General features: G+C 72.3%; 22 protein-coding genes and 1 tRNA gene. 4 read left to right on the top strand and 19 right to left on the bottom strand.

Going from position 1 to position 23,234, the window contains the following annotated elements:
- Positions 1-30: 30 nt before the first annotated feature.
- From ID804_RS05110 to ID804_RS05080, 7 genes are all read right to left on the bottom strand, one after another.
- Positions 31-822: a F0F1 ATP synthase subunit delta gene (locus ID804_RS05110; protein ID WP_169077916.1), complete on the bottom strand. Its 792-nt coding sequence runs from the start codon at positions 820-822 to the stop codon at positions 31-33.
- A 2-nt stretch (positions 823-824) separates the two neighbouring features.
- Entirely contained in the window at positions 825-1,370 is a 546-nt protein-coding gene (locus ID804_RS05105; protein ID WP_169077915.1) for a F0F1 ATP synthase subunit B, read from the bottom strand.
- Positions 1,371-1,380: 10 nt separating this feature from the next.
- Complete coding sequence (atpE, locus tag ID804_RS05100; RefSeq protein WP_055860391.1) at positions 1,381-1,614, bottom strand: ATP synthase F0 subunit C; 234 nt, start codon at positions 1,612-1,614, stop codon at positions 1,381-1,383.
- A 47-nt stretch (positions 1,615-1,661) separates the two neighbouring features.
- The gene (gene atpB / locus ID804_RS05095) at positions 1,662-2,459 is read right to left on the bottom strand and encodes a F0F1 ATP synthase subunit A (RefSeq protein ID WP_223159007.1); all 798 of its coding nucleotides are present in this window, start codon (positions 2,457-2,459) and stop codon (positions 1,662-1,664) included.
- A 171-nt stretch (positions 2,460-2,630) separates the two neighbouring features.
- Positions 2,631-3,092 (bottom strand): hypothetical protein, encoded by a 462-nt coding sequence (locus tag ID804_RS05090; RefSeq protein ID WP_169077914.1) that lies wholly within the window; start codon positions 3,090-3,092, stop codon positions 2,631-2,633.
- Positions 3,089-4,342, bottom strand: coding sequence for an MraY family glycosyltransferase (locus ID804_RS05085; RefSeq protein WP_169077913.1), 1,254 nt, complete (start codon positions 4,340-4,342; stop codon positions 3,089-3,091). Before ID804_RS05085 ends, ID804_RS05090 begins: the two co-directional genes overlap by 4 nt.
- The gene (locus ID804_RS05080; protein WP_169077912.1) at positions 4,339-5,016 is read right to left on the bottom strand and encodes an L-threonylcarbamoyladenylate synthase; all 678 of its coding nucleotides are present in this window, start codon (positions 5,014-5,016) and stop codon (positions 4,339-4,341) included. The genes ID804_RS05085 and ID804_RS05080 overlap by 4 nt, the downstream gene beginning before the upstream one ends.
- Positions 5,017-5,101: 85 nt before the next feature.
- Here ID804_RS05080 and ID804_RS05075 point away from each other — a divergent pair, with 85 nt between their 5' ends.
- Positions 5,102-5,725: an HAD family hydrolase gene (locus ID804_RS05075; protein ID WP_169077911.1), complete on the top strand. Its 624-nt coding sequence runs from the start codon at positions 5,102-5,104 to the stop codon at positions 5,723-5,725.
- 40 nt (positions 5,726-5,765) lie between these two features.
- Here the strand turns inward: ID804_RS05075 and prmC are convergent, their stop codons facing one another.
- The 7 genes from prmC to lysA form a co-directional block, all read right to left on the bottom strand.
- The gene (prmC, locus tag ID804_RS05070) at positions 5,766-6,623 is read right to left on the bottom strand and encodes a peptide chain release factor N(5)-glutamine methyltransferase (RefSeq protein WP_169077910.1); all 858 of its coding nucleotides are present in this window, start codon (positions 6,621-6,623) and stop codon (positions 5,766-5,768) included.
- 16 nt (positions 6,624-6,639) lie between these two features.
- Positions 6,640-7,722 (bottom strand): peptide chain release factor 1, encoded by a 1,083-nt coding sequence (gene prfA, locus ID804_RS05065; protein WP_169077909.1) that lies wholly within the window; start codon positions 7,720-7,722, stop codon positions 6,640-6,642.
- A gap of 44 nt (positions 7,723-7,766) precedes the next feature.
- Positions 7,767-9,785 (bottom strand): transcription termination factor Rho, encoded by a 2,019-nt coding sequence (gene rho, locus ID804_RS05060; RefSeq protein WP_169077908.1) that lies wholly within the window; start codon positions 9,783-9,785, stop codon positions 7,767-7,769.
- Positions 9,786-9,958: 173 nt separating this feature from the next.
- On the bottom strand, positions 9,959-10,909 hold the full coding sequence (gene thrB / locus ID804_RS05055) for a homoserine kinase (RefSeq protein WP_169077907.1): 951 nt from the start codon (positions 10,907-10,909) through the stop codon (positions 9,959-9,961).
- A complete protein-coding gene (gene thrC, locus ID804_RS05050) occupies positions 10,909-11,991 on the bottom strand; it encodes a threonine synthase (RefSeq protein WP_169077906.1) in 1,083 nt (360 codons plus the stop codon). The genes thrB and thrC overlap by 1 nt, the downstream gene beginning before the upstream one ends.
- On the bottom strand, positions 11,992-13,320 hold the full coding sequence (locus ID804_RS05045) for a homoserine dehydrogenase (RefSeq protein ID WP_169077905.1): 1,329 nt from the start codon (positions 13,318-13,320) through the stop codon (positions 11,992-11,994).
- The gene (lysA, locus tag ID804_RS05040; RefSeq protein ID WP_169077904.1) at positions 13,317-14,783 is read right to left on the bottom strand and encodes a diaminopimelate decarboxylase; all 1,467 of its coding nucleotides are present in this window, start codon (positions 14,781-14,783) and stop codon (positions 13,317-13,319) included. Before lysA ends, ID804_RS05045 begins: the two co-directional genes overlap by 4 nt.
- A 180-nt stretch (positions 14,784-14,963) precedes the next feature.
- Here lysA and ID804_RS05035 point away from each other — a divergent pair, with 180 nt between their 5' ends.
- Entirely contained in the window at positions 14,964-16,337 is a 1,374-nt protein-coding gene (locus ID804_RS05035) for an MBL fold metallo-hydrolase (protein ID WP_169077903.1), read from the top strand.
- Here the strand turns inward: ID804_RS05035 and ID804_RS05030 are convergent.
- From ID804_RS05030 to ID804_RS05020, 3 genes are read right to left on the bottom strand one after another with little or no spacing between them, the layout of a single operon-like run.
- Positions 16,334-17,173, bottom strand: coding sequence for an LmeA family phospholipid-binding protein (locus ID804_RS05030; protein ID WP_169077902.1), 840 nt, complete (start codon positions 17,171-17,173; stop codon positions 16,334-16,336). The two genes, ID804_RS05035 and ID804_RS05030, sit on opposite strands and share 4 nt — an antisense overlap.
- Before the next feature lie 2 nt (positions 17,174-17,175).
- The gene (gene argS / locus ID804_RS05025) at positions 17,176-18,840 is read right to left on the bottom strand and encodes an arginine--tRNA ligase (RefSeq protein WP_169077901.1); all 1,665 of its coding nucleotides are present in this window, start codon (positions 18,838-18,840) and stop codon (positions 17,176-17,178) included.
- A 41-nt stretch (positions 18,841-18,881) separates the two neighbouring features.
- Positions 18,882-19,718 carry a transglutaminase-like domain-containing protein gene (locus ID804_RS05020; RefSeq protein ID WP_169077900.1) on the bottom strand — a complete coding sequence of 279 codons (837 nt, stop codon included), beginning with the start codon at positions 19,716-19,718 and terminating at the stop codon, positions 18,882-18,884.
- 54 nt (positions 19,719-19,772) lie between these two features.
- On the opposite strand from ID804_RS05020, the gene ID804_RS05015 reads away from it, so the two are divergent.
- A tRNA-Arg gene (locus tag ID804_RS05015) sits at positions 19,773-19,848 on the top strand.
- Between the two features lie 103 nt (positions 19,849-19,951).
- Here ID804_RS05015 and ID804_RS05010 read toward each other — a convergent pair.
- Positions 19,952-20,428: an ATP-dependent zinc protease family protein gene (locus ID804_RS05010; protein WP_169077899.1), complete on the bottom strand. Its 477-nt coding sequence runs from the start codon at positions 20,426-20,428 to the stop codon at positions 19,952-19,954.
- 25 nt (positions 20,429-20,453) lie between these two features.
- On the opposite strand from ID804_RS05010, the gene ID804_RS05005 reads away from it, so the two are divergent.
- Positions 20,454-21,671, top strand: coding sequence for a RimK family alpha-L-glutamate ligase (locus tag ID804_RS05005; RefSeq protein ID WP_169077898.1), 1,218 nt, complete (start codon positions 20,454-20,456; stop codon positions 21,669-21,671).
- A gap of 25 nt (positions 21,672-21,696) precedes the next feature.
- Here ID804_RS05005 and ID804_RS05000 read toward each other — a convergent pair whose 3' ends face one another.
- The gene (locus ID804_RS05000) at positions 21,697-23,136 is read right to left on the bottom strand and encodes a helix-turn-helix domain-containing protein (RefSeq protein ID WP_169077897.1); all 1,440 of its coding nucleotides are present in this window, start codon (positions 23,134-23,136) and stop codon (positions 21,697-21,699) included.
- Positions 23,137-23,234: the final 98 nt, after the last annotated feature.

Here is a 23,234-nt window from a genome sequence, read left to right as displayed (position 1 = left end):
CGGAGCCCGTTCTGGTGTGACGGCGAAGGCCTAGCCGGCCAGCCGGAGCTTGAGTTCGGTCAGGCGGGCCGCGACGCTGCCGTCGATGACCTCGTCGCCGACCTGGACGCGCACGCCGCCGATGACGGCGGGATCAACGACCTGGTTGATCGTGAAGGCCCGGCCGTAGCGCCGCTGCAGGCTCGCGGCGATCGCCTCGCGCTGCGCATCGGTGAGGGCGCGCGCGACGGTCACCGTCGCGACGCCCTTGCCCGCGGCGTCGGCGACGAGCTCGGCGCCCTCGCGCACGAGCGCGCCGATGCGGCGGCCGCGCGGCTGCTGCACGAGGTGACCGGCGATCGCGACGGTCTGGGGGCTCGCCGAGCCGCCGAGGAGCCCCTGCACGAGCGACAGCTTGCCGGCGGCATCGCCGCGCTTGCTGCCGATCGCGAGCTCGAGCTCGGCATCCGATGCGACGGCGCGGCCAAAGGCGAACAGCTCGCTCTCGACCGAGACGCCGGCCGGCGCCGAGGCGGCGACGGCACGGATGCCGATCTCCTCGATGCCGGCGAGCAGGTCGTCGCCGCTCGACCAGCGGTCGGCCACCATGCCCTCGAGCAGCGCTCGGGCGGAGGTCGACAGTCCGCCGAAGATCGAGCCGATGAGCTCGGCCTTGGCCTCGCGCGTCGCCGACGAGTCGGTGAGCGCGCTTACGAGCTGCGGCGAGGAGCCGATCGTGCGCGCCGCGAGGAGCAGCTGCTCACCGGCGGCCAGATCGATGCCCTGCGCGCCGGCCAGCGCGGAGCGGGCCGACTCGAGGGCGCTTCTCGTAGCGGATCCCATGCCTACTTAGCCGCCTTCTCGGAGGACTCGAGGTCGGCGAGGAAGCGGTCGACCATCGCCGTCGCGCGCTTGTCGTCGGCGAGGGACTCACCGATGACGCCGCTGGCGAGGTCGAGGGCGAGCGAGCCGACCTCGGCGCGCAGGGAGACGAGCGCGGCCTGGCGCTCGGCCTCGATCTGCTGCTGCGCCGTCGCGGTGATGCGGGCGGCCTCGGCGTTCGCCTGCTCCTTGAGCTCGGCGAGGATGGCGCCGCCGTCGACGCGCGCCTGCTCACGGATCTTCGACGCCTCGGCGCGGGCCTCGGCGAGGAGCTTGTTGTACTCCTCGAGCGCGGCCTTGGCCTCGGCCTGCGCCGTCTCGGCCTGCTTGATGCCGCCCTCGATCTTCGCGCTGCGCTCGTCGAGCGTCTTCTGCATGCGCGGAAGGACGACCTTCCAGAACACGAGGAGGACGAGCAGGAACGGGATGATCGAGTAGACGATGTCGTACCACGCCGGAAGGAGCGGGTTGACCGTCTCCTCCGCCGCGATGGTGAGTGCGTCGAGCACGAGCGATTCCTTAGACGAAGATGAAGTAGGTCGCGATACCGATGAAGGCGAGCGCCTCGGTGAACGCGATACCGATGTACATGAGGACCGTCAGGCGGCCCTGCAGCTCGGGCTGGCGGGCGACCGACTCGATCGTCTTGCCGACGACGATGCCCACGCCGATGGCCGGGCCGATCGCGGCGAGGCCGTAGCCGACGGTCGCGATGTTGCCGTTGATCTCGGCGAGAACGGTGTTTGCGTCCACGAGGGGTGTTTCCTTCCGTGTTGGATGTTCCGGGCGGGGGGCCCGGCTTAGTGCTCTTCCGCCAGCGCTAGCTGGAGGTAGACAGCGGTGAGAAGCGTGAAGACGTAGGCCTGCAGCACGGCGACGAGGATCTCGAAGAACGTGAAGGCGATGCCAAAGACCTGGGTGCCGACGCCGGCGAGGATCCAGCCGCCGCCGAGGTCGGTCATGAAGAAGGCCGACGCCGAGAAGAAGAGCACCAGCAGCAGGTGGCCGACGACCATGTTCATGAGCAGTCGGAGCGTGAGCGTGATCGGGCGCAGGATGAACATCGAGACGAACTCGATCGGCGTGACGATGATGTAGAGCGGCCACGGCACGCCGGGCGGGAAGAGCGCGTTGCGCAGGAACGCACCCGGGTGCTTGCGCAGGCCCGCGTAGATGAACGCGATGTACGAGGCGATCGCGAGCACCAGCGGCAGACCGATCACCGAGGTGCCGGCGATGTTGATGCCCGGGATGATGCCCGTGAGGTTCATGAACAGCACGAGGAAGAAGATCGTGGTCAGCAGCGGCAGGAACCGGCGGCCATCCTTCTTGCCCAGCAGATCCTCCGCGATGTTGACGCGCACGAGGTCGAGGCCCATCTCGACGGCGCCCTGGAAGCGGCCGGGGACGAGCTGCATCTTGCGGGTGCCGAGCCAGAACACCAGGATCAGCAGCGCCACGACGACGAGGCGCAGGATCATGATGCGGTTGAGCTCGAAGGGCGTGCCCTCGAAGAGCACCGCGGGCGGGAAGAAGTCGAGGATCGACGGACCGGAGAAGCCTCCCTCGGAACCTTCTTCGGTCGCGAACGGGAGCAGGGGGATCAGGGCGGCAGCGCTCAGGGGAGTCTCCAGAATCGGGGCGACGAGCAGGGCTCACCGCGGCGATCGGCAATGCCCTCACCCTATCAAGAAAGAGGGCCTCGACCGAATCGGGATCGGCGTCGACGGCGGGCGCTCCCCCGGGCTGCGGGAGCGCTCACGGAGCGGTCAGTCGGCGCGCGGCGCGGGCAGGTCGCTGACGTACGGGACGCGGGCGCGGGACACCGCGACGAGGTCGACGACGAGCCCCCCGAGCACCGCGACGACGAGCGTGACGAAGAGCACCGTCGGGTCGATAAAGGGCGCGTCTCGCAGCGTGAAGACGAGCACGAGGAAGAGCGCGAACTTCAGCAGCCACGCCCCGAGCACGGTGCCGAAATAGGCCGGCGAGAGCAGGTCGCCCTTCGTCAGCCGGTCGGCGAGCAGGATGCTGGCCGCGGTCACGGCGAGGAACACGAAGCCCATGCCCGCGCCGATGAGCCCGCTCAGCAGCCCCGGCAGCTCCGCGACGAGCGCGCCGACGACGCTCGCGACGATCGCGATGGCCGCGCTCAGCGACGCCCCGTAGACGAGCGAGAGCCGCAGCGCGGGCGCGGCGGTCGAGCGGGGGCGCGGATCGGGGGCGGTCATCGGGACTCCTCGGGCTGGCGTCGGGCTCGGGTCAGGGTGTCGAAGACGGGGTCGTGCTCGTCGAAGTCGGTGTCGACCGGGGGCGCGGCGGCGTCGAGCGGGTCGAAGCGCGCGAGCGGGCCGTGCTCGTCGGGGCTCGACTGGGCGGCGGCCTCGGCGCGCTTGCGCGCGCTGAGCGGGGCGAGCGTCACGGCGGCGCAGAGCACGAGGCCGAGCACGACCGCCGTGAGCGCCCACCACCACGGCACGAACATGAACAGCAGGGTGCCGAGGGCGACCACGGCCGTCCAGCCGTAGAAGATCAGCACGGCGTGGAAGTGCGAGTGCCCCATGTCGAGCAGCCGGTGGTGCAGGTGCAGCCGGTCGGCGCTGAACGGCGACTTGCCGGCGCGCAGGCGACGCAGCACCGCGAGCCCGAAGTCGAGCAACGGCACGATGAGCACCGCGAACGGCAGCAGCAACGGGATGAACGCCGGCACGAGCTGACCGCGGTCGATGCCGGGGTCGATCTGCCCGGTGACCGAGATCGTCGAGACCGCCATGAGCATGCCGACCACGAGCGCGCCGCCGTCGCCCATGAAGATCTTGGCGGGGTGCCAGTTGAAGGGCAGGAACCCCGCCGTCGCGCCCAGCAGCACCGCCATGACGAGCGAGGCGAGGTTGAACGCGGTCTGCGCCGTGTCGATCGACAGCAGGTAGCTGTAGATGAAGAACACGCTGCCAGCGATGATCGTGACGCCCGCGACGAGCCCGTCGAGCCCGTCGATGAAGTTGACCGCGTTCATCACGAGCACGACGGCGAAGACCGTGATGACGAGCGACACCGTCGGCGAGAGCAACGCGATGCCGCCGTCCGGGCCGATCGGCAGGGAGGTGATCTGCAGGCTCGACCACGCCAGGAACCCCGCGACGAGCAGCTGGCTGGCGAGCTTGGTCATCCAGTCGAGGTCGTACAGGTCGTCGACGACGCCGATCGCGAGCATGACGAGCGCCGAGGCGACGATGGCGATGATCGGGAAGGGGTCGGCGAAGACGAGGTCGAACCAGCTGATCTGCGAGGCGATCCCGAGCGAGGCGACGATGCCAATGACGATCGCGATACCGCCCAGGCGCGGCGTCGGCGTCGTGTGCACGTCGCGCTCGCGGATGCCCGGGTAGAGCTTGAAGCGATGGCTCAGGCCCCAGACGGCCCACGAGGCGCCGAAGCTGATGACGGCCGCGATGAGCGCGACGAGCGCGTAGAAGGTCACGCGACGCGCTCCGCGCCGACGAGTCGAGCGATCTCGCTCGCGGGGATGGCGCCCTCGCGCACGATCCGCAGTCGGCCCTCGGGCAGGTGCAGGCTCGTCGCGTCGACGATCGTCGAGCCCGGGTCGCGGCTCGCGTCGGCGCTCGCGCCGACCGGGCCGCCATCCAGGTACACCGCGACGCGGTCGCCGAGCATGTCGAGGGCCTCCTGCGCGGTGCGGGCGGCGGGCATCCCACTGATGTTGGCGCTCGAGACGGCCAGGGGGCCGGTGTCGGCCAGCAGGTGCAGCGCGTGCCGATGGTCGGGCATGCGCAGCGCGACGGTGCCGCGGGTCTCGCCGAGATCCCACACGAGCGACTCGCGGGCCTCGACGATGACGGTGAGGGCGCCGGGCCAGAAGGCCGCGACGAGAGCCTCGACCTCCGGCGGCACGGTCTCGGCGAGCGCGGCGAGCGTCGGGATGCCCGGGATGAGCACCGGCGGCGGTGCGTCGCGACCCCGCTGCTTCGCGTCGAGCAGCCGCTGCACGGCCTCCGCGCGGAAGGCGTCGGCGGCGACGCCGTAGACCGTGTCGGTCGGGATGACCACCAGTTCGCCCCGCCCGATGGCGCCGCGCGCCGCCCGCAGGCCCGCGAGGAGCTCGGCCTCGACCGAGCAGTCGAACACGGTGGTCATGATGCGTTCATCGTAGTGGGGCATGCTGGAGGGGCCGCCGCCCGCGGCGCCCTCCCCCGCCGACCGATCGGGACACCTCACGCGCATGACCCTGCTCTTCCTGTTCGACATGGACGACGTGCTCTACGACTACGACTGGCGCACGCGCATGGCCGACCTCACGGCGATCACCGGGCACGACCTGCACGAGCTGCGGCGCCGGTGGTGGATCAGCGGGCTGGAGTGGCAGGCCGAGGCGGGCACGCCGTCGACGCCCGAGGCCTACCTGGCCGCGGTCAACGACGCGATCGGCGCGGACATCCCCCGCGAGGAGTGGGTGCGCATCCGCTCGCGCGCCACCCAGCCGCGCCCGGCCGCGCTCGACGCCGTGCGCCGCGCGAGCGAACTGGGGCGGGTCGCGCTGCTGACCAACAACGGCATCCTCATCCACGAGCACCTGCACGAGGTCGCGCCCGAGCTGGTATCGATCATGGGGCGCGAGAACATGCACGCCTCGGCGGCGTTCGGCGCGCGCAAGCCCGACCCGCAGGTCTACCGCAACGTGCTCGCCCACTACGGCGCGGCGGCGCAGGACACCTTCTTCACGGATGACCGGCTCGAGAACGTCGAGGGCGCCGCGTCGATCGGCATCACCGCGCACCTCTACCGCGATGCGGCCGGGCTGCTCGCGGCGGTCGAGGCCTTCGCGGCCGAGGCCGCCGCGGCCTGAGGCGCGTGGCGCCGGTCAGCGCCTCGGCGCGCTGCGCGGCTCAGCGGCGCGCAGTCGTCGCGCGGTCGCGGCCGAGCAGGTCGCGGTGGCACGCGATGGCCGTGAAGCCGTCGGCGCGGAGGATCGCGGCGATCGCGGCGGCCTGCAGCTCACCGTGCTCGATGACGAGGGTGCCGCCCTCGCGCAGCAGGCGGCGGGCCGTCCTCGACAGGGCGCGCACGGCATCCAGGCCGTCCTCCCCCGAGTACAGCGCCGCGGGCGGATCGTAGAGACGCACCTCGGGGTCGCGGGGCACGGCCGCGAGCGGGATGTACGGGGGGTTCGAGGCGACGACATCCACGCGGCCGTCGAGCTCGGGCAGCGCGTCGGCCAGGTCGCCCTCGACCAGGCGCACGCGGCCGTCGCCGAGGCGCTCGATGTTGCGGGCCGTCCAGGGCAGCGCATCCGCCGACCGCTCGACGGCGACCACGCGGGCGTGCGGCACCTCCGTCGCCATCGCGAGGGCGATCGCGCCGCTGCCGGAGCCGAGGTCGACCGCGAGCGGCTCGGCACTCGGCACGAGCGCGAGGGCGTCGATCGCGAACTGCACCACGAACTCGGTCTCGGGGCGCGGCACGAAGACGCCGGGGCCGACCGCGAGCTCGAGCGAGCGGAACGGGGCGAGCCCGGTGATGTGCTGCACCGGCTCGCGGGTGGCCCGCCGGGCGATGGCCGCGCGGATCGCCGCCTCGTCGTCGGCCCAGACCTCGGCGCGCACGACCGCACGGGCCTGCACGGCGCCGCGCGACAGACCGAGCACGTGACCGATGAGCAGGTCGGCGTCGACCTCCGGACCGGGCACGCCGGCGGCCGCGAGCGCGTCGATCGCCTCGCGCCGCAGGGCGTCGAGCGTCGTCATGCGCGGATGCCCTGGCTCAGGCCGCGCCCTCGCCGAGCGCCGCGAGCCGGGCCTCCTCGTCGGCCTGGATGCACGACTCGATGACGGGCCCGATCGCGCCGTTCATCACCTGGTCGAGGTTGTAGGCCTTGTAGCCCGTGCGGTGGTCGGCGATGCGGTTCTCGGGGAAGTTGTAGGTGCGGATGCGCTCGGAGCGATCCATGCCGCGGATCTGGCTCTTGCGGGCATCGCTCGCGGCCGCCTCGAGCTCCTCCTGCTGCTTGGCCAGGATGCGGGCGCGCAGGACGCGCATCGCGGCCTCGCGGTTCTGGATCTGGCTCTTCTCGTTCTGCATCGACACGACGATGCCGGTCGGGAGGTGCGTGATGCGCACGGCCGAGTCGGTCGTGTTGACGCTCTGCCCGCCGGGGCCCGAGGAGCGGAAGACGTCGATCTTAAGGTCGTTCTGGTTGATCTCGACCTCCTCCGGCTCATCGACCTCGGGGAAGACGAGCACGCCCGTCGTCGAGGTGTGGATGCGCCCCTGCGACTCGGTCGCCGGCACGCGCTGCACGCGGTGCACGCCGCCCTCGTACTTCATGCTCGCCCAGACGCCCTGCGCCGGGTCGGTCGCGTTCGACTTGATGGCGACCTGCACGTTCTTGTAGCCGCCCATGTCGCTCTGCGTGGAGTCGAGGATCTCGACCTTCCAGCCGCGCGACTCCGCGTAGTACGAGTACATGCGCAGGAGATCGGCCGCGAAGAGCGCCGACTCCTCGCCGCCCTCGCCGCCCTTGATCTCCATGATCACGTCGCGGCCGTCGTCAGGGTCGCGCGGGATCAGCAGCCGGCGCAGCTTCTCCTGCGACGCAACGACCTTCTCCTCGAGGGCGGGCACCTCCTCGGCGAAGGCCTCGTCCTCCTTCGCGAGCTCCCGCGCGGCGGCGAGGTCGTCCTGCGCCTGCTGCCAGGTGCTGTGCGCGTGCACGATCTGGCTGAGCTCGGCGTAGCGCCGGTTGAGCTTCTTCGCCCGCGCGGCGTCGGCGTGCACCGCCGGGTCGGCGAGCTGCTCCTGCAGGGCCTCGTGCTCGGCGATGAGGCCGGCGACGGAGTCGAACATGGGGGTCTCTCCTCATGACGGCGGGGGCCCGAGGGCCCCCGCGATCAGTCCTCCTTGTGGGCGGGCTGGCTGCGGTCGGCCTGCGGCAGCGCCTTCTGGATCTGCACGAGGAACTCGACGTTCGACTGCGTCTCCTTCAGCTTGCCCAGCACGACCTCGAGCGACTGCTGAGGGTCGTGGCCGGCGAGCGCGCGACGCAGGCGCCAGGTCACCTTGACCTCCTCGGCGCCGAGCAGCATCTCCTCGCGGCGCGTGCCGGAGGCCGAGATGTCGACAGCCGGGAAGATGCGCTTGTCGGCGAGCTGGCGCGAGAGACGCAGCTCCATGTTGCCGGTGCCCTTGAACTCCTCGAAGATCACCTCGTCCATCTTCGAGCCGGTCTCAACGAGCGCGGTGGCGAGGATGGTGAGCGAGCCGCCATCCTCGATGTTGCGCGCAGCGCCGAAGAAGCGCTTCGGCGGGTACAGCGCGGCCGAGTCGACACCGCCCGAGAGGATGCGCCCGCTCGTCGGCGCCGTCACGTTGTACGCGCGGCCCAGGCGGGTGATCGAGTCGAGCAGCACGACGACGTCGTGGCCGAGCTCGACCAGGCGCTTCGCGCGCTCGATGGCGAGCTCGGCGACCGTCGTGTGATCCTCGGCGGGGCGGTCGAAGGTCGAGGCGATGACCTCGCCCTTCACCGAGCGCTGCATGTCGGTGACCTCTTCGGGGCGCTCGTCGACGAGCACGACCATGAGGTGCACCTCGGGGTTGTTCTTCGCGATCGCGTTCGCGATGGCCTGCAGCACGAGCGTCTTGCCGGCCTTGGGCGGCGAGACGATGAGGCCGCGCTGACCCTTGCCGATCGGTGCGACGAGGTCGATGATGCGCGTCGACAGCTTCTGCGGCTCGGTCTCCAGCCGCAGGCGCTCCTGCGGGTAGAGGGGGGTGAGCTTGCCGAACTCGACGCGGCTCGCCGCCTCCTCGACCGACTGGCCGTTGATCGAGTCGATCGAGACGAGGGCGTTGTACTTCTGGCGGCCCTGGTTCTCGCCCTCACGAGGCTGGCGGATCGCGCCGACGACCGCGTCGCCCTTGCGCAGGTGGTACTTCTTCACCTGGCCGAGCGAGACGTAGACGTCGCTCGGGCCGGGCAGGTAGCCCGTGGTGCGCACGAAGGCGTAGTTGTCGAGCACGTCGAGGATGCCCGCGACGGGGATGAGCACGTCGTCGTCGCTGATCTCGGGCTCGAGCTCGTCGCCGGCGGGCCCGCGACCGCGCTTGCGGTCACGGCCGCGACCGCGACCGCGGCCCTCGGCGTCGTCGGCCTGCTGCGCGGGCTGGCCGCCGCGGGCGTTCGAGCGACCGCCCTGCTGCTCGCCCTGCTCGGCCTTGTCGGCCTGCTGGGCGCCCGAGCTCTGCTGACCGTTCTGGGCCTGCTGCCCGTTCTGGTTCTGCTGGCCGTTCTGGCCGTTCTGGTTGCGCTCGCGGTTGCGTCGGTTGCGGTTGCGGTTGCGGCCGCGGCCACCGCCGATCTCGTCGTCGCCGGCCTGCTCGGCGTCGCGCTCGCCGCCCTCGACGGTCGGCTCGGCGCTGCTCGCGCCGTCGGCCTCGGGGGCGACCTCGACGCCGGCCGCGGCGCCCGCGGCGTGGTCGCGGGCGGAGCGGCGGCCACCCGTGGGGGCGCCCTCCGCTGCAGCCTCGGTCTCGGCCTCGGGCTGGGCCGTGGGTGCGGCCGTCACGACCGAGCCGCTCGTCACGCGACGCGAGCCGCGCCGGGTGGCGGGCTCGGTGCGGCCGAGCGGCAGCTCGAGCTCGTCGAGGCTCGTGGGAGCGGGGATCTCGTCCGCGCGCGGGGCGCTCTGCGGCGCGGCCTCGGGGGCCGGCTCGAGCTCGGGCGCGACCGCGGCGGCGCCGTCGCCGCCCTGGTTCGCCACGATGGCCGCGAGCAGGTCGCCCTTGCGGAGCTTGGAGACGCCGGAGATGCCGAGCTCGGTGGCGAGCTGCTGCAGCTGCGGGAGCTTCAGGGTGGTCAGGTCGGGTGATGCGGCCGCGCTCGAGGCGCGGTCGGTGGTGTCAGTCACAGGGGTGGTGTCCTTTCGACTCCGGGCACGCTGCCACGGAGGAGTGCTGATCGCTTCGGACCGGCCGCACGGAAGGCGGGAGGTGGAAACCGGGTGAACGGGCGCAACGCGACAGCCGCGGTACGAGCCGGTGGAAAAGCGAGAGCTGCTTGGTGATGCCCGGGGAGGTGGGCCTAGGCCACGGCCTCGACCGGATGCGGCACCACTGTAGCACCCTTGAAATCCACGGCCAGCATGTGCGACTGCCACGGTGTGGCGGCGTGCTGGGCCACGATCTCCGCCGCCTGGATGCGCTGCGCAGGGTCGCCGCACAGCACCAGGATCGACGGCCCGGCGCCCGAGACGACGGCCGCGAAGCCGTTCGCGCGGAGCACCTGGATGAGGGCATCCGTCTCGGGCATCGCGCTCGCCCGGTAGTTCTGGTGCAAGCGGTCCTCCGTCGCCGCGAACAGCAGCTCGGGGCTCTGGATGAGAGCCGCGATGAGAAGGGCGGAGCGCGAGACGTTGAAGATCGCGTCCTCGTGCGGCACCGACTCGGGCTGTAGCGAGCGCGCCAGCGCCGTCGACATGGTCGTCGACTCGGGCACGCACACCAGCAGCGAGACGCCGCGGTGCACCGTCAGTCGCTTGTGCTGGGGGCCCTCGGGCGACATCCACGCGATCGTCAGACCGCCGAAGAGCGCGGGGGCGACGTTGTCGGGGTGCCCCTCGAGCTCGGTCGCCCGGGCGAGGAGGCTGTCGGCGTCGATGTCGACGATGCCCTCCAGCAGCCCCTTCGCCGCCATGATGCCTCCGACGATCGCCGCGCCCGACGAGCCCATGCCGCGGCCGTGCGGGATGACGTTGTGCGCGACCATGTCGATGCCGGGCATCTCGACGCCGTAGTGGTCGAAGGTGTGGCGCACGGCGCGCACGATGAGGTTCGACTCGTCGGTGGGCACCTCGCCCTCCCCCACGCCGACGATGCGCACCGTCGCGCCCGGCTGCTCGCGCACCGTGACGTCGAGCTCGTCGTACACCGAGAGCGCGAGGCCCAGTGTGTCGAAGCCGGGCCCCAGGTTCGCGGTCGTCGCCGGCACCTTCACGTGCACGCTGCGGCCGGCGAGGCGCGGGTCGAGGGCCATCAGACCGAGGCCTTCGCGAGCCCGAGCACCGAGGCGATCTCCGTCGTGTCGACCGGCACGACCGTCGGCGCGACCTCGGATCCGTCGGCGCGCTTGAGCGCCCACTGCGGATCCTTCAGGCCGTGGCCGGTCACCGTCAGCACGACGCGCGCGCCGCGCGGGATGACCCCGGCCTCGGCGCGCTCGAGCAGGCCGGCGACCGAGATCGCCGAGGCGGGCTCGACGAAGATGCCGACCTCCTGCGAGAGCAGCCGGTGCGCCTCGAGGATGCCGGCGTCGTCGATCGCGCCGAAGTAGCCGTCGCTGTCGGCGTGCGCCGCGAGCGCGAGCTCCCACGAGGCGGGGTTGCCGATGCGGATCGCGCTCGCGATCGTCTCGGGCTTCTTCACGACCGAGCCGGTCACGAGCGGCGCGGAGCCGGCGGCCTGGAAGCCGAACATGCGCGGCAGCGTCGTCGCCTCGCCGCGCGCCAGCTCCTCCCGGTAGCCGCGGTGGTAGGCGGTGTAGTTGCCGGCGTTGCCGACGGGCAGGATGTGGAAGTCGGGCGCGTCGCCGAGTACCTCGACGACCTCGAAGGCCGCCGTCTTCTGACCCTCGATGCGGTCGGGGTTCACGGAGTTCACCAGGTGCACGGGGTACTGCTCGGCGAGCTCGCGCGCGATGTCGAGGCAGTCGTCGAAGTTGCCCTGCACCTGAATGATCTGCGCCTTGTGAGCGACCGCCTGGCTGAGCTTGCCCATCGCGATCTTGCCCTCGGGCACGAGCACGGCGGCCGTGATGCCGGCGTGCGTCGCGTAGGCCGCGGCCGAGGCAGAGGTATTGCCGGTCGAGGCGCAGATGACGGCCTTCGCCCCGTGCTCGACGGCCTTGGAGATGGCCATCGTCATGCCGCGATCCTTGAACGACCCGGTCGGGTTCATGCCCTCGTACTTGACCCACACCTCGGCGCCGGTGCGCTCGGAGAGGTAGCGGGCGGGGATGAGCGGCGTGCCGCCCTCGCCGAGCGTCACGACGGGGGTCGCGTCGCTGACATCCAGTCGGTCGGCGTACTCGTGCAGAACGCCGCGCCACTGCTTCGCCATCTAGAGTCCTTCTACTCGCAGCACGCCGGTCACGCTGTGGACGACCGTGCTGGTGGTCAGTGCCGCGACCGTTGCGGCGAGATCGGCCTCCGACGCTTCGTGAGTGCCGATGACCAGCGTAGCGGCGGGAGCATCCGCTGCCTCGCCGCGCTGGCCGGACACGACGGACTGTTCGACCGTCTCGACGGAGACCCCGTGCTCGCTGAAGAGGGTCGCGATCGTCGCGAGCACGCCGGGCTGGTCCGCCACCTGGAGGGTGATCTGGTAGCGGGTGGTGACGGCGCTGATGGGCAGCACCGGGAGGTTCGCGTGCGTCGACTCGGCGACGCCCGGACCGCCGACGACGTGGCGGCGAGCGGCGGAGACGACGTCGCCGAGCACGGCCGAGGCGGTCTGGATGCCGCCGGCGCCCGCGCCGTAGAACATGAGCGGGCCGGCGGCCTCCGCCTCGACGAAGACGGCGTTGTTGGCGCCGTGCACGGCGGCGAGCGGGTGCTCCTCGGGCACGAGCGCCGGGTAGACGCGGGCCGAGACGCCCTCCTTGAGCGTCGCGGGGTCGACGATCTTCTCGCAGATGGCGAGCAGCTTCACGACGTAGCCGGCCTTGCGGGCGGCGCGCACGTCGTCGAGCGTGACCTCGGTGATGCCCTCGCGGTGCACCGCGCTCGCCGGCACGAGGGTGTGGAAGGCCAGGCTCGCGAGGATGCCCGCCTTCTGCGCCGCGTCGTAGCCGCCGACGTCGGCGGTCGGGTCGGCCTCCGCGTAGCCGAGCTCGGTCGCGGTCGCGAGTGCCTGCTCCATCGTCTCGCCGTGCTTGTCCATGCGGTCGAGGATGAAGTTGGTCGTGCCGTTGACGATGCCGAGGATGCGCGTGACCCGGTCGCCGGCGAGCGAATCGCGCAGCGGGCGGATGATCGGGATCGCCCCGCCGACCGCGGCCTCGTAGTAGAGCTGCGCGCCGACCTGCTCGGCCGCCTCGAACAGCTCCGGACCGTGCGTGGCAAGCAGCGCCTTGTTGGCCGTGATGACGTCGGCGCCCGAGTTGAGCGCCTGCAGGATGAGCGTGCGGGCCGGCTCGAGGCCACCCATGAGCTCGACGACGATGTCGGCGCCGAGGATGAGCTCTTCCGCGTTCGCGGTGAGCAGCTCGCGCGGGATGTCGGCCGTGCGCGGAGCATCCACATCGCGCACCGCGACGCCGACGAGCTCGAGGCCCGCGCCGACGCGCGCGGCGAGCTCGTCACCGTGGGTCAGCAGCTGGTCGGCCACCTGGGCGCCGACGCTGCCGGCGCCGAGCAGGGCGATGCGGAGGTTGCGGTACTCGATCACGGGCGGGTGATCCTCTCGGGTCGGGCTGCGGGGTCGAGGGGCTGAGCGTCGTCGACGTCGGGGCTGACGACGCCGGCGTCGCGGCGGAGCAGGTCGGCCTCGGTCTCGCCGCGCACGATGACGCGGGCGACGCCGTCGCGCACGGCGACGACGGCGGGGCGGGACAGGTAGTTGTAGTTGCTCGCGAGCGAGAAGCAGTAGGCGCCCGTCGCGGGCACCGCGACGAGGTCGCCAGGGGCGACGTCGCCCGGCAGGTAGTCGGCCTGCACGACGATGTCGCCGCTCTCGCAGTGCTTGCCGGCGACGCGCACGAGCGCGGGGTCGGCGCTCGAGACGCGACCGGCGAGGCGCACGCCGTAGTCGGCGCCGTAGAGCGCGGGGCGGGCGTTGTCGCTCATGCCGCCGTCGACGCTCACGTAGCGGCGCACCGCCGTCGAGCCGTCGTCGCCGGTCACGACGACATCCTTCGTCGTGCCGACCTCGTACAGGGTGACGCCCGCGGGCCCGATGATGCTGCGGCCCGGCTCGACCGCCAGTCGCGGCACGGGGATGCCCAGCTCGCCGCACACTGAGGCCACCGCATCGACGAGCCCCGTGGCGATGCTCTCGATCGCGGGCGCCTCGTCGGTCTCTAGATAGGCGATGCCGAAGCCGCCGCCGAGGTTCAGTTCGGGCACCTCCCCGCCCGCGAGCAGCTCGGCGTGCACGGTCAGCAGGCGGCGCGCGGCCTCCAGGAAGCCGTCGACGACGAAGATCTGCGAGCCGATGTGCGAGTGCAGGCCCAGCAGGCGCAGGTGCGGCGCGCGGGCGCGGATGCGCGCCACGGCGTCGGCCGCATCGGCGAGCGGGATGCCGAACTTCTGATCCTCGCGCGCCGTCGCGAGGTACTCGTGCGTGTGAGCGTGCACGCCGGAGTTGATGCGCACGCGCACCGCCTGCGTGCGGCCGTGGCGCTCGGCGGCCTCGGCGACGCGGTCGATCTCGACGAGCGAGTCGACGACGATCGCCCCGACGCCGGCGCCGACCGCGCGGTCGATCTCGGCGAGCGACTTGTTGTTGCCGTGCAGGCCCAGGCGCGCCGGGTCGGCGCCGGCCGCGAGCGCGACGGCGAGCTCGCCGCCGCTCGCGACGTCGATGTTGAGGCCCTCGGCGAGCATCCACCGCACGACCTCGGTGCAGAGGAAGGCCTTGCCTGCGTAGTACACGGTGGCGGTCGAGGCGTGCGGGGCGAGGGCGGCGCCGAAGGCGGCGCGGGTGCGCGCGGCGCGCGAGCGGGCATCCGCCTCATCGATGACGTAGAGCGGCGTGCCGAAGCGGTCGGCGAGCTCGCGGGCGCTGACTCCCCCGATCGTCAGGGCGCCGTCGGCGTCGCGCGCGGCCGAGGCCGGCCAGACGTGCGCGGGGAGCGCGTTCGCGTCGTCGGGGTGGCGGAGCCACGCCGGAGCGAGCGGGTTGACGGACACGGAGAAGCACCTCACGGAAGATCTGCGCTGGAGTGAGGCGAGCGAACCCGGATTGGTCCCTGAAGCCGAGGGGAATCCTATCGCGCGCGCAGGCGGGGACTTTCGCCCCTGGGCGGCGGGCGTTCGCGCGCGCACACTGGTGCCGAGCACGCGACGCCGCGTGCGCGACGGGAGGCTGACATGGTCGACGAGCGGCCGACGCTGCGATTCCTCGGCGGCGCCGGCACCGTGACCGGCTCGCGGTTCCTGCTCGAGCACGGCGGCGCGCGCATCCTCATCGACGGTGGCCTCTTCCAGGGGTACAAGCAGCTGCGGCTGCGGAACCGCTCCGCCTTCCCGGTGCCGCCGGAGAGCATCGACGCCGTCGTGCTCACCCACGCGCACCTCGACCACTCGGGCTACCTGCCCGCGCTCGTGCGCGACGGCTTCGCTGGGCCCATCATCTGCTCGCCGGGCACCGAGCAGCTCGTCGGCCTGCTGTGGCCCGACTCGGCGCACCTGCTGGAGGAGGAGGCCCGGTTCGCCGCGAAGCGCGGCTACTCCAAGCACGAGCGGCCGACACCGCTGTACGCGTCAGAGGATGCCCAGCGCGCGCTCGAGCGCGTGCACGCCCGCCGCTTCGGCGACACGATCGCGCTGCCGGGCCGCGTCGAGGCTGAGCTGCACCACGCGGGCCACATCCTCGGCGCGGCGCACGTCCGCCTCCGCGCCGGAGGGCGCCAGCTGCACGTCAGCGGGGACCTGGGCCGCAGCGACGACGCGCTCATGCTCGGGCCCGAGCCGCTCGCCGCCCTGCCGCCCGCCCACGCGCTGCTCGTCGAGTCGACCTACGGCGACCGCCACCACCCCGACGCCGACCCCGCCGACGAGCTCGCGCCGGTGCTCGACCGCGTGCTCGGCCGCGGCGGCGTCGTGCTGATCCCGGCCTTCGCGGTGGGGCGCGCGCAGGCGATGCTGCTGCACCTCTCACGCCTGCGGCGGGCCGGGCGCCTGCCCGCGGTGCCGATCTATCTCAACAGCCCCATGGCGGTCGACGCCACCGCGCTGTACCGCGCCCACCCCGACGAGCACCGCGTGCGCGGCGCCGAGCTCGACGACCTCTACGAGCTCGCGACGATGGTGCGCACCGTCGACGACTCGAAGCTGCTGAACCTGCGCGGCGGCCCCATGATCATCATCGCCGCGAGCGGCATGCTGACCGGCGGGCGCATCCTGCACCACCTCACCGCGTACGGGCCCGACGCGCGCAACGCCATCGTGCTCACCGGCTACCAGGCGGGCGGCACGCGCGGCGCGGCCCTCGCGGACGGCGCGACCGCGCTGCGCGTCTTCGGCCGCGAGGTGCCGATCGAGGCCGAGGTGGTGCAGCTGTCGAGCATGTCAGCGCACGCCGACGCCGACCAGATCATCGCCTGGATGCGCGGCGCGAGCGTCGACCGCGCCTACGTGGTGCACGGCGAGCCGGGCCCCGCCGACGTGCTGCGCTCGCGCATCGAGCACGAGCTCGGGGTGCCGGCCCGCGTGCCGGAGCACCTGGAGCAGGTGAGCGTCTAGCCCGCCGGGCAGGTGCCGCGCTCGGTGAAGCCGTCGCCCTCGAGCACGGCGTCGTCGGCGCCGAGCCGCACCACGAGCTCATCGCCCTCGACCGTCACGGCCTCGAGCACGAGGTCGCGCGGCAGGCTCTCCGCGACGCACACCGACTGCGTCGCGAGCACCCCGTCGCCGAGGATCCCCCCGAACTGTCCGGCGAACTCCTCCAGGTCGAGCTCGTCGCCGTTGAGGCTCAGCGTCGACGGCGTGAAGGCGAGGGCCCCGTCGACCGCCTCCGGTCGGAGGCCCACCGCGAACTCGAGCGGGATGCCGAGCACGTCGAGCGCCGACCGGAACCGGACCTCGTCGCCCTCGAGCACGACATCCTCGATCTCGAGGCTCGACAGGGCGCTCGCGATCGCCGGCAGGTCGCTCTCGGCGACGCGGAAGGTCGCCTCGACGCGCTCCGCGGGCTGCGACAGATCGGTGGGGATGCCCGTGGCCGTGACCGCGAGCCGCCCCTGCAGGCCACCGGTCGCGATCTCGCCCGCGTCGATGTCGACGCGCTCGAACCGCCCCGTGACGGCCTGCCACAGCACGGAGGCGCCCGCGAGCTCGACGTCGACGGGATGCTCGGGATCGAGCTCGAGCAGCGCGCGCGTGCGGTCGGCGATCTCGCCCCGGATCGCTGCTCGCGCCGCGACGTCGGCGACGACCGCCGCGACCACGAGCAGCGCGAGCACGACGAGCGCGACCACGAGCGCGATGCGGCCCCGGCGGCGCGTCGGCGGAGCGGGCGCGGGCGCGGCGTCGAGCTGCGCGGCGACGCGCTCGGGCAGGGGCGCCGTCTCGTCGCTCACGGTCACATCCGCTCGGGAGCCGAGACGCCGAGCAGGGCCAGGCCGTTGCGGAGCACCTGGCCCGTCGCGTCGGCGAGCACACGTCGTGCGTGGTGCACGGGCTCGACGGGAGCATCCCCGATCGGCGTCACCCGGCACGCGTCATACCAGCGGTGGAAGGAGGCCGCGAGCTCCTCCAGGTAGCGCGCGATGCGGTGCGGCTCGCGCAGCTCGGCGGCCTGGGCGACGATGCGGGGGAACTCGGCGAGGGCCCCGAGCAGCACGCTCTCCGTCTCGTCGGTGAGCAGCTCGGCGTCGAAGCCCGAGCCGTCGACGCCCGCGGCGTCGGCGTTGCGCGCCACCTGATGGGTGCGGGCGTGCGCGTACTGCACGTAGAAGACCGGGTTGTCGTTCGTGCGCTTGCGCAGCAGCTCCGGGTCGAGCGTCAGCGGCGAGTCGGCCGGGTAGCGCGCGAGCGAGTAGCGCAGCGCGTCGGTACCGAGCCACTCGCGCAGATCGTTCAGCTCGATGATGTTGCCCGCGCGCTTGCTGAGCCTGGCGCCGTTGATGCTCACCAGCTGCCCGATGAGCACCTCGATGTCGCGCGCGGGGTCGTCACCCGCGGCCCCGGCGAGCGCCTTCAGGCGGTGCACGTAGCCGTGGTGATCGGCGCCGAGGAGGTAGATGGTGAGCCCGAAGCCGCGGTCCTTCTTCGACAGGTAGTAGGCGGCGTCGGCGGCGAAGTAGGTGTAGACGCCGTTGCCGCGCTTGATGACCCGATCCTTGTCGTCGCCGAAGTCGGTCGTGCGCACCCAGATGGCGTCGTCCTCGTCGAAGACGTGGCCCTGCGCGCGCAGGCGGTCGACGGCGCCGTCGATCGGGCTCGGGCCGTCGGCGGTCGCCGTGTGCAGCTGCCGCTCGCTGAACCACACGTCGAAGTGCACGTTGAAGCGAGCCAGCGACTCCTGGATCTCGGCCAGCTGCCAGCCGTACGCGAGCTCGCGAGCGACGACGAGAGCCTCCTCGCGCGGCAGTGAGGGCAGGTCGGGCCGCTCGGCGAGCGCACGGGCACCGAGATCGGCGATGTACTGCCCCGGGTACGCGTTCTCCGGCGCGGGCTCGCCGAGGGCCGCGGCGAGCACCGACTCGCCGAAGGTGTCCATCTGGGCGCCGGCGTCGTTGATGTAGAACTCGCTCGTGACGGCCGCCCCCGAGGCTGCCAGCACGCGCGCGAGCGAGTCGCCGAGCGCCGCCCAGCGCGTGTGCCCGATGTGCAGGGGCCCGGTCGGGTTGGCCGAGACGAACTCGAGGTTGATCGACTGCCCCGCGAGCGCCTCGGTGCGCCCGTACCCCTCGCCCGCGGCGACGATCGCGGCGGCGAGCGCGCCGGCAGCACCGGCCTCCAGACGGATGTTGAGGAAGCCGGGGCCCGCCACCTCGACGCTCGCGACCCCGTTGATCGCCGCGAACGCCGACGCGAGCTCATCGGCGAGCGCGCGCGGCGCGAGCCCGATGCGCTTCGCGAGCTTCAGCGCGACGCTCGTCGCCCAGTCGCCGTGGTCGCGATTGCGCGGCCTCTCAAGCGCGATGTCCGCCGCGCTCAGCTGGCCGGCCACCTCAGCGTCGCGTCGCTCGACCGCGTCGGTGACGGCGGCGAGCAGATGCGAGGTAAGGAGGTCAGGATTCACCCTGGAATCCTACCGAGCCGCCCGTGGGCGACCGACGAGCACTACCCGAGCGCGACGAGCTCGCTCGGGCGCTCCTCGAACGCCTCGGAGGCCTCGGCGCGCACACGCACGGAGGCGAGCGCGAGCGCCGAGCCGTCGCTCGCGAGGAACGCCGTGTCCGCGGCATCCCGCCCCGTCGCGACGCGCAGCATCGCCCGCCGCGGCGCGAGCCCCGTCGCGTCGATCAGCAGCCACTCGCCGTCGACGGCCACCTCGACGACGGCATGGAAATCCATCGGCGTGAGCCCCGGCGCATACACCGAGACCACGCGCGCCGGCAGGTCGGTCGCCCGCAGCAGCCCCGTCACGACGTGCGCGAAATCGCGGCAGACCCCCTGGCCGGCCTGCAGCGGCTCAGCGATGCCGTCCGTCGGGCGCGTCGTCGCCCACGAGTACTCCAGCGCGCCGTCGACCGCATCGCGGACCGCCAGCACCCGATCGACCGGCGCCAGCTCGTGCAGCCCCCGCACCACCTCCGCGTCGATGAGGGCCGGCACGATGTCGCTCTCGACGTAGCGGCTCGGGCGCACGTCGACGATCCGGTCGAGCGTCGACACACGGGCGGGACGCGCCCGCCCCCGCACCGTCGCCTCGTAGTCGATGCGCAGCGAGCCGGCCGGCGCGTCGACGGTGTGCCAGCGGGTGCCCTCCGGCCCCGGATGCTCCGCCACGTCGACCGCGCGGCCGTCGACCTCGACGCGCAGGCGCTCCGAGCGCGACAGCCCCTCCGCGTCGGCGACCGCGATGGCCAGCACGAGCGACGCCGGCTCGCCGAGCTCGCCGACGATCGCGCACCCGACCTCGCGGACGAGCGCCGCCCCACCCGGCCGCTCCGACATGGGCTCATGCTGGCACGGCGCCGCAGCCGCGGGGAACCCGCTAGGCTGACTCTCGCCTCCGTAGCTCAGGGGATAGAGCATCAGTTTCCGGTACTGAGGGCCGCAGGTTCGAATCCTGTCGGGGGCGCCAGTGTTGATTTCTGGCTGCGCCGCCGCCTCTGCGGCGCAGCGCGCTCCGCGCGACGAGCGCGGTCGTCGCGCTCCGCGCATCCCGACCGGGCGCGGCGTGTGACTCAGCGGCCGCGGTTGGCGCGCCGGACCTCCTTGGGCGCGCGGCCGCCGAGGAACGACCTCGCCGAGTCGACCACGAACCCTCGACGCAGCGCCTGACGGCCGATGAGCATCCGGAACCCCATGGCGTCGCGATTGCTCAGCGTGACCTCCGCGGGCACGATGCGGCCCATGAGGGCGATCTCGAGGATGACCACGATGCGCTCCTCGGCGTGCCCCGACGAGCTGCGCACGAGACGGCGGTCGTGCACGGGGCACTCGAGCAGCACCGCATCGTCGGAGGACTGCTGCCACGGGCGGATGCGGAACCGCACCCGCTCGTCCGCACCCTCCCCCACGACCTCGACGTCGTAGGCGTGCACGCTCGACGAGCGGGCACCGGTGTCGAGCTTCGCCTTGATCCACGGGATGCCCGCAGCGGGGATCCCCACCCACTCCCGCCAACCGGCGATTGTGATGGAATGGGCGGGCTCGTTCACACCCTCATCTTGTCAGGGGCGCTCCATGAAACTCGCCATCCTCTCGCGTGCCCCGCACTCGTACTCGACCTCGCGCCTGCGCGCCGCCGCCGAGCAGCGCGGCCACCGGGTGAAGGTGCTCAACACCCTGCGCTTCGCGATCGACCTCACCGGGCCCGAGCCCGACCTCGACTTCCGCGGCCGCCCGCTGTCGACCTACGACGCGATCCTGCCCCGCATCGGCAACTCGATCACCTACTTCGGCACGGCCGTCGTGCGCCAGTTCGAGCAGATGGACGTCTTCACTCCGAACACCGCGAACGGCATCATGAACGCCCGCGACAAGCTGCGGGCCACGCAGATCCTGTCGCGTCACGGCATCGGGATGCCCGCGACGGCCTTCGTGCGCAACCGCGCCGACGTGCGCCCCGCCATCGAGCGCGTCGGCGGCGCCCCGGTGGTGATCAAGCTGCTCGAGGGAACGCAGGGCATCGGCGTGATCCTCGCCCCGCAGGCGAAGGTCGCCGAGGCGATCATCGAGACGCTGCACTCGACGAACCAGAACGTGCTCATCCAGCAGTTCATCGCCGAGAGCCGGGGCCGCGACATCCGCGCCCTCGTCGTCGGCGACCGCGTCGTCGCCGCGATGCGCCGACAGGCCGAGGGCGACGAGTTCCGCTCCAACGTGCACCGCGGCGGCCGCGTCGAGCCCGTGACGCTGAGCCCCGAGTACGAGCGCGCCGCGGTGCGCTCGGCGCAGATCATGGGCCTGCGCGTGGCGGGCGTCGACATGCTCGAGGGCAACGACGGGCCGCTCGTGATGGAGGTCAACTCCTCCCCCGGCCTGCAGGGCATCGAGACGGCGACGGGCCTCGACGTGGCGGGGGCGATCATCGACTACATCGCGCACGAGGTCGCCTTCCCCGACATCGACGTGCGCCAGCGCCTGGCGGTGTCGACGGGCTACGGCGTGGCCGAGCTCGTCGTGCACGCGGGCGCCGACATCGTGGGCAAGACCCTCGGCGAGTCGGGCATCCTCGATCGCGACATCACGGTGCTGACGCTCAATCGCGGCACGACCGTCATCCCGAACCCACGCCCGAAGCAGGAGCTGCAGGCGGAAGACCGCCTGCTGTGCTTCGGGAAGATGGACGAGATGCGCTCGATGACGCCCCGTCGTCGCCGCCGCGCCTCGGTGCGCCGCCTGCCGAAGAACAGCGCGCCCGCGCAGTCGCCGGCGCCGGTGCCCGCGGCCGAGGCCTGAGCCGGGTCACACCCTCGGGGTCGCGTCAGTCGTCGACGCGCTCGGCGTGCGCCTCCAGGAAGCGGTACAGCTCCTGGTCGTCCACGCCGGGGAAGGTGCCGCTCGGCAGCGGCGACAGGATGTGGGCGTGCAGCTTGGCGCTCGTCCAGGCCTTGCCGCGCCAGCGGTTCGCGAGCTCGCCGGAGGGCCGCTTGCAGCACGCCGGGTCGGGGCACGTGGAGGTTCGGCGGTTCGTCGTCTCGCGCCCGCGGAACCACTTCGACTGCGCGAAGGGCACCCCGACCGTGATCGAGAACTCGTCCGTCGCGCTCGTGCCAGTCTGGGTCGACTCCCAGAAGGTGCCCTCGGGGGTGTCGGTGTACTGGTAGAACTCGGTCGTGCGGTTGGTGCGGGCGAAGGCCATCCGCGCGCTCCAGTAGCGGCACACCAGCTGACCCTCCACCGAGCCGGTGACGTCGACCGGCAGCCGCAGGCCGTCGTTCTCGTACGCCTTGTACACGGCGCCGTCGTCGCCGACCCGGAGGAAGTGCAGTGTGAGATCCAGGTGCGAGGTGGCGAGGTTCGTCAGTCGCAGCGCGGCCGCCTCGTGCGTGACGCCGAAGGCGTCGCGGAAGTCCTCCACGGCGATGTTGCGGTCGGCCTTGGCCTGCTGCAGGAAGGCCACCGACTGCTCGCGCGGCATGAGGCACGCGGCGGCGAAGTAGTTGATCTCCAGCCGCTGCTGCAGGAACTCGGCGTAGGTCCTCGGCACCTCGTGCTCCAGCAGGCGGTGCGCGATCGCCTGCAGGGCCATCGACCGCAGGCCATGGCCGCCCGGGATCGACGCGGGCGGCAGGTAGATGCGCCCGTTCTCCAGATCGATGACCGAGCGCGCCGAGTGCGGCAGGTCGCCGACGTGCACGAGCTCGAAGCCCAGGCGCTTGGCCATGAGCCCGACCTCGCGGTGGGTCAGGGCACCCGTCGTGTGGCCGCTCTCGCGCACCGTCCGCTCGGCGAGATCCTCGATGTCGGGCAGGTAGTTGTGCAGCTCGCGCATGCGCAGCCGCAGCTCCGTGTTCGCCCGGCGGGCCTCCTCCGGGGTCGCGATCGTCTGGCGCTCCTTCTCGACGAGCTCGCGGTGCAGGCCGACGAGCGCCTCGAGCACCTCGTCGCTCATCGAGCGCGACGCGCGCACCATGGGCAGCCCGAGCGAGGCGTAGAGCGTCGAGCGCTGGGCGCGCTCGAGCTCGATCTCGAGGGCGGCGCGCTTGGAGGGCGGTGACTCCTCTAGGAGGTCGGCGAGCGTCACGCCGAGCGCCTCGGCGATGGAGGTCAGCAGGGTGACGCGCGGCTCGCGCCGACCGTTCTCCATGAGCGAGAGCTGGCTGCCGGCGACGCCGACCCGCTCGCCGAGCTGGTCGAGGGTGAGGCCGGCGGCGCCGCGGAAGTGGCGGATGCGCTGGCCGAGGGTGACGAGGTCGCTCATACGTTTAACGATACCGAAAGAACAGCGTTTCTTTAGCGCGCGTTTCGGGCGAACGCGTGCTCCACCGACGGCACGATGGTCACAACGGGGATTCGTTC

The organism is Microcella alkalica (assembly GCF_014595885.1).
GTDB lineage: Bacteria > Actinomycetota > Actinomycetes > Actinomycetales > Microbacteriaceae > Microcella > Microcella alkaliphila_B.
This window is presented reverse-complemented; position numbering and strand designations above follow the sequence as displayed.

What these genes read in the sequence shown, in the direction of transcription:
- prmC (WP_169077910.1), bottom strand. Translation starts at nt 6,623, where the DNA reads ATGACGACGCTCGACGCCCTGCGGCGCGAGGCGATCGACGCGCTCGCG.
- ID804_RS05035 (WP_169077903.1), top strand. Translation starts at nt 14,964, where the DNA reads ATGGTCGACGAGCGGCCGACGCTGCGATTCCTCGGCGGCGCCGGCACC.
- ID804_RS05080 (WP_169077912.1), bottom strand. Translation starts at nt 5,016, where the DNA reads ATGACCACCGTGTTCGACTGCTCGGTCGAGGCCGAGCTCCTCGCGGGC.
- ID804_RS05075 (WP_169077911.1), top strand. Translation starts at nt 5,102, where the DNA reads ATGACCCTGCTCTTCCTGTTCGACATGGACGACGTGCTCTACGACTAC.
- ID804_RS05020 (WP_169077900.1), bottom strand. Translation starts at nt 19,718, where the DNA reads ATGTCGGAGCGGCCGGGTGGGGCGGCGCTCGTCCGCGAGGTCGGGTGC.
- thrB (WP_169077907.1), bottom strand. Translation starts at nt 10,909, where the DNA reads ATGGCCCTCGACCCGCGCCTCGCCGGCCGCAGCGTGCACGTGAAGGTG.
- ID804_RS05110 (WP_169077916.1), bottom strand. Translation starts at nt 822, where the DNA reads ATGGGATCCGCTACGAGAAGCGCCCTCGAGTCGGCCCGCTCCGCGCTG.
- ID804_RS05090 (WP_169077914.1), bottom strand. Translation starts at nt 3,092, where the DNA reads ATGACCGCCCCCGATCCGCGCCCCCGCTCGACCGCCGCGCCCGCGCTG.
- prfA (WP_169077909.1), bottom strand. Translation starts at nt 7,722, where the DNA reads ATGTTCGACTCCGTCGCCGGCCTCATCGCCGAGCACGAGGCCCTGCAG.
- ID804_RS05005 (WP_169077898.1), top strand. Translation starts at nt 20,454, where the DNA reads ATGAAACTCGCCATCCTCTCGCGTGCCCCGCACTCGTACTCGACCTCG.
- thrC (WP_169077906.1), bottom strand. Translation starts at nt 11,991, where the DNA reads ATGGCGAAGCAGTGGCGCGGCGTTCTGCACGAGTACGCCGACCGACTG.
- ID804_RS05000 (WP_169077897.1), bottom strand. Translation starts at nt 23,136, where the DNA reads ATGAGCGACCTCGTCACCCTCGGCCAGCGCATCCGCCACTTCCGCGGC.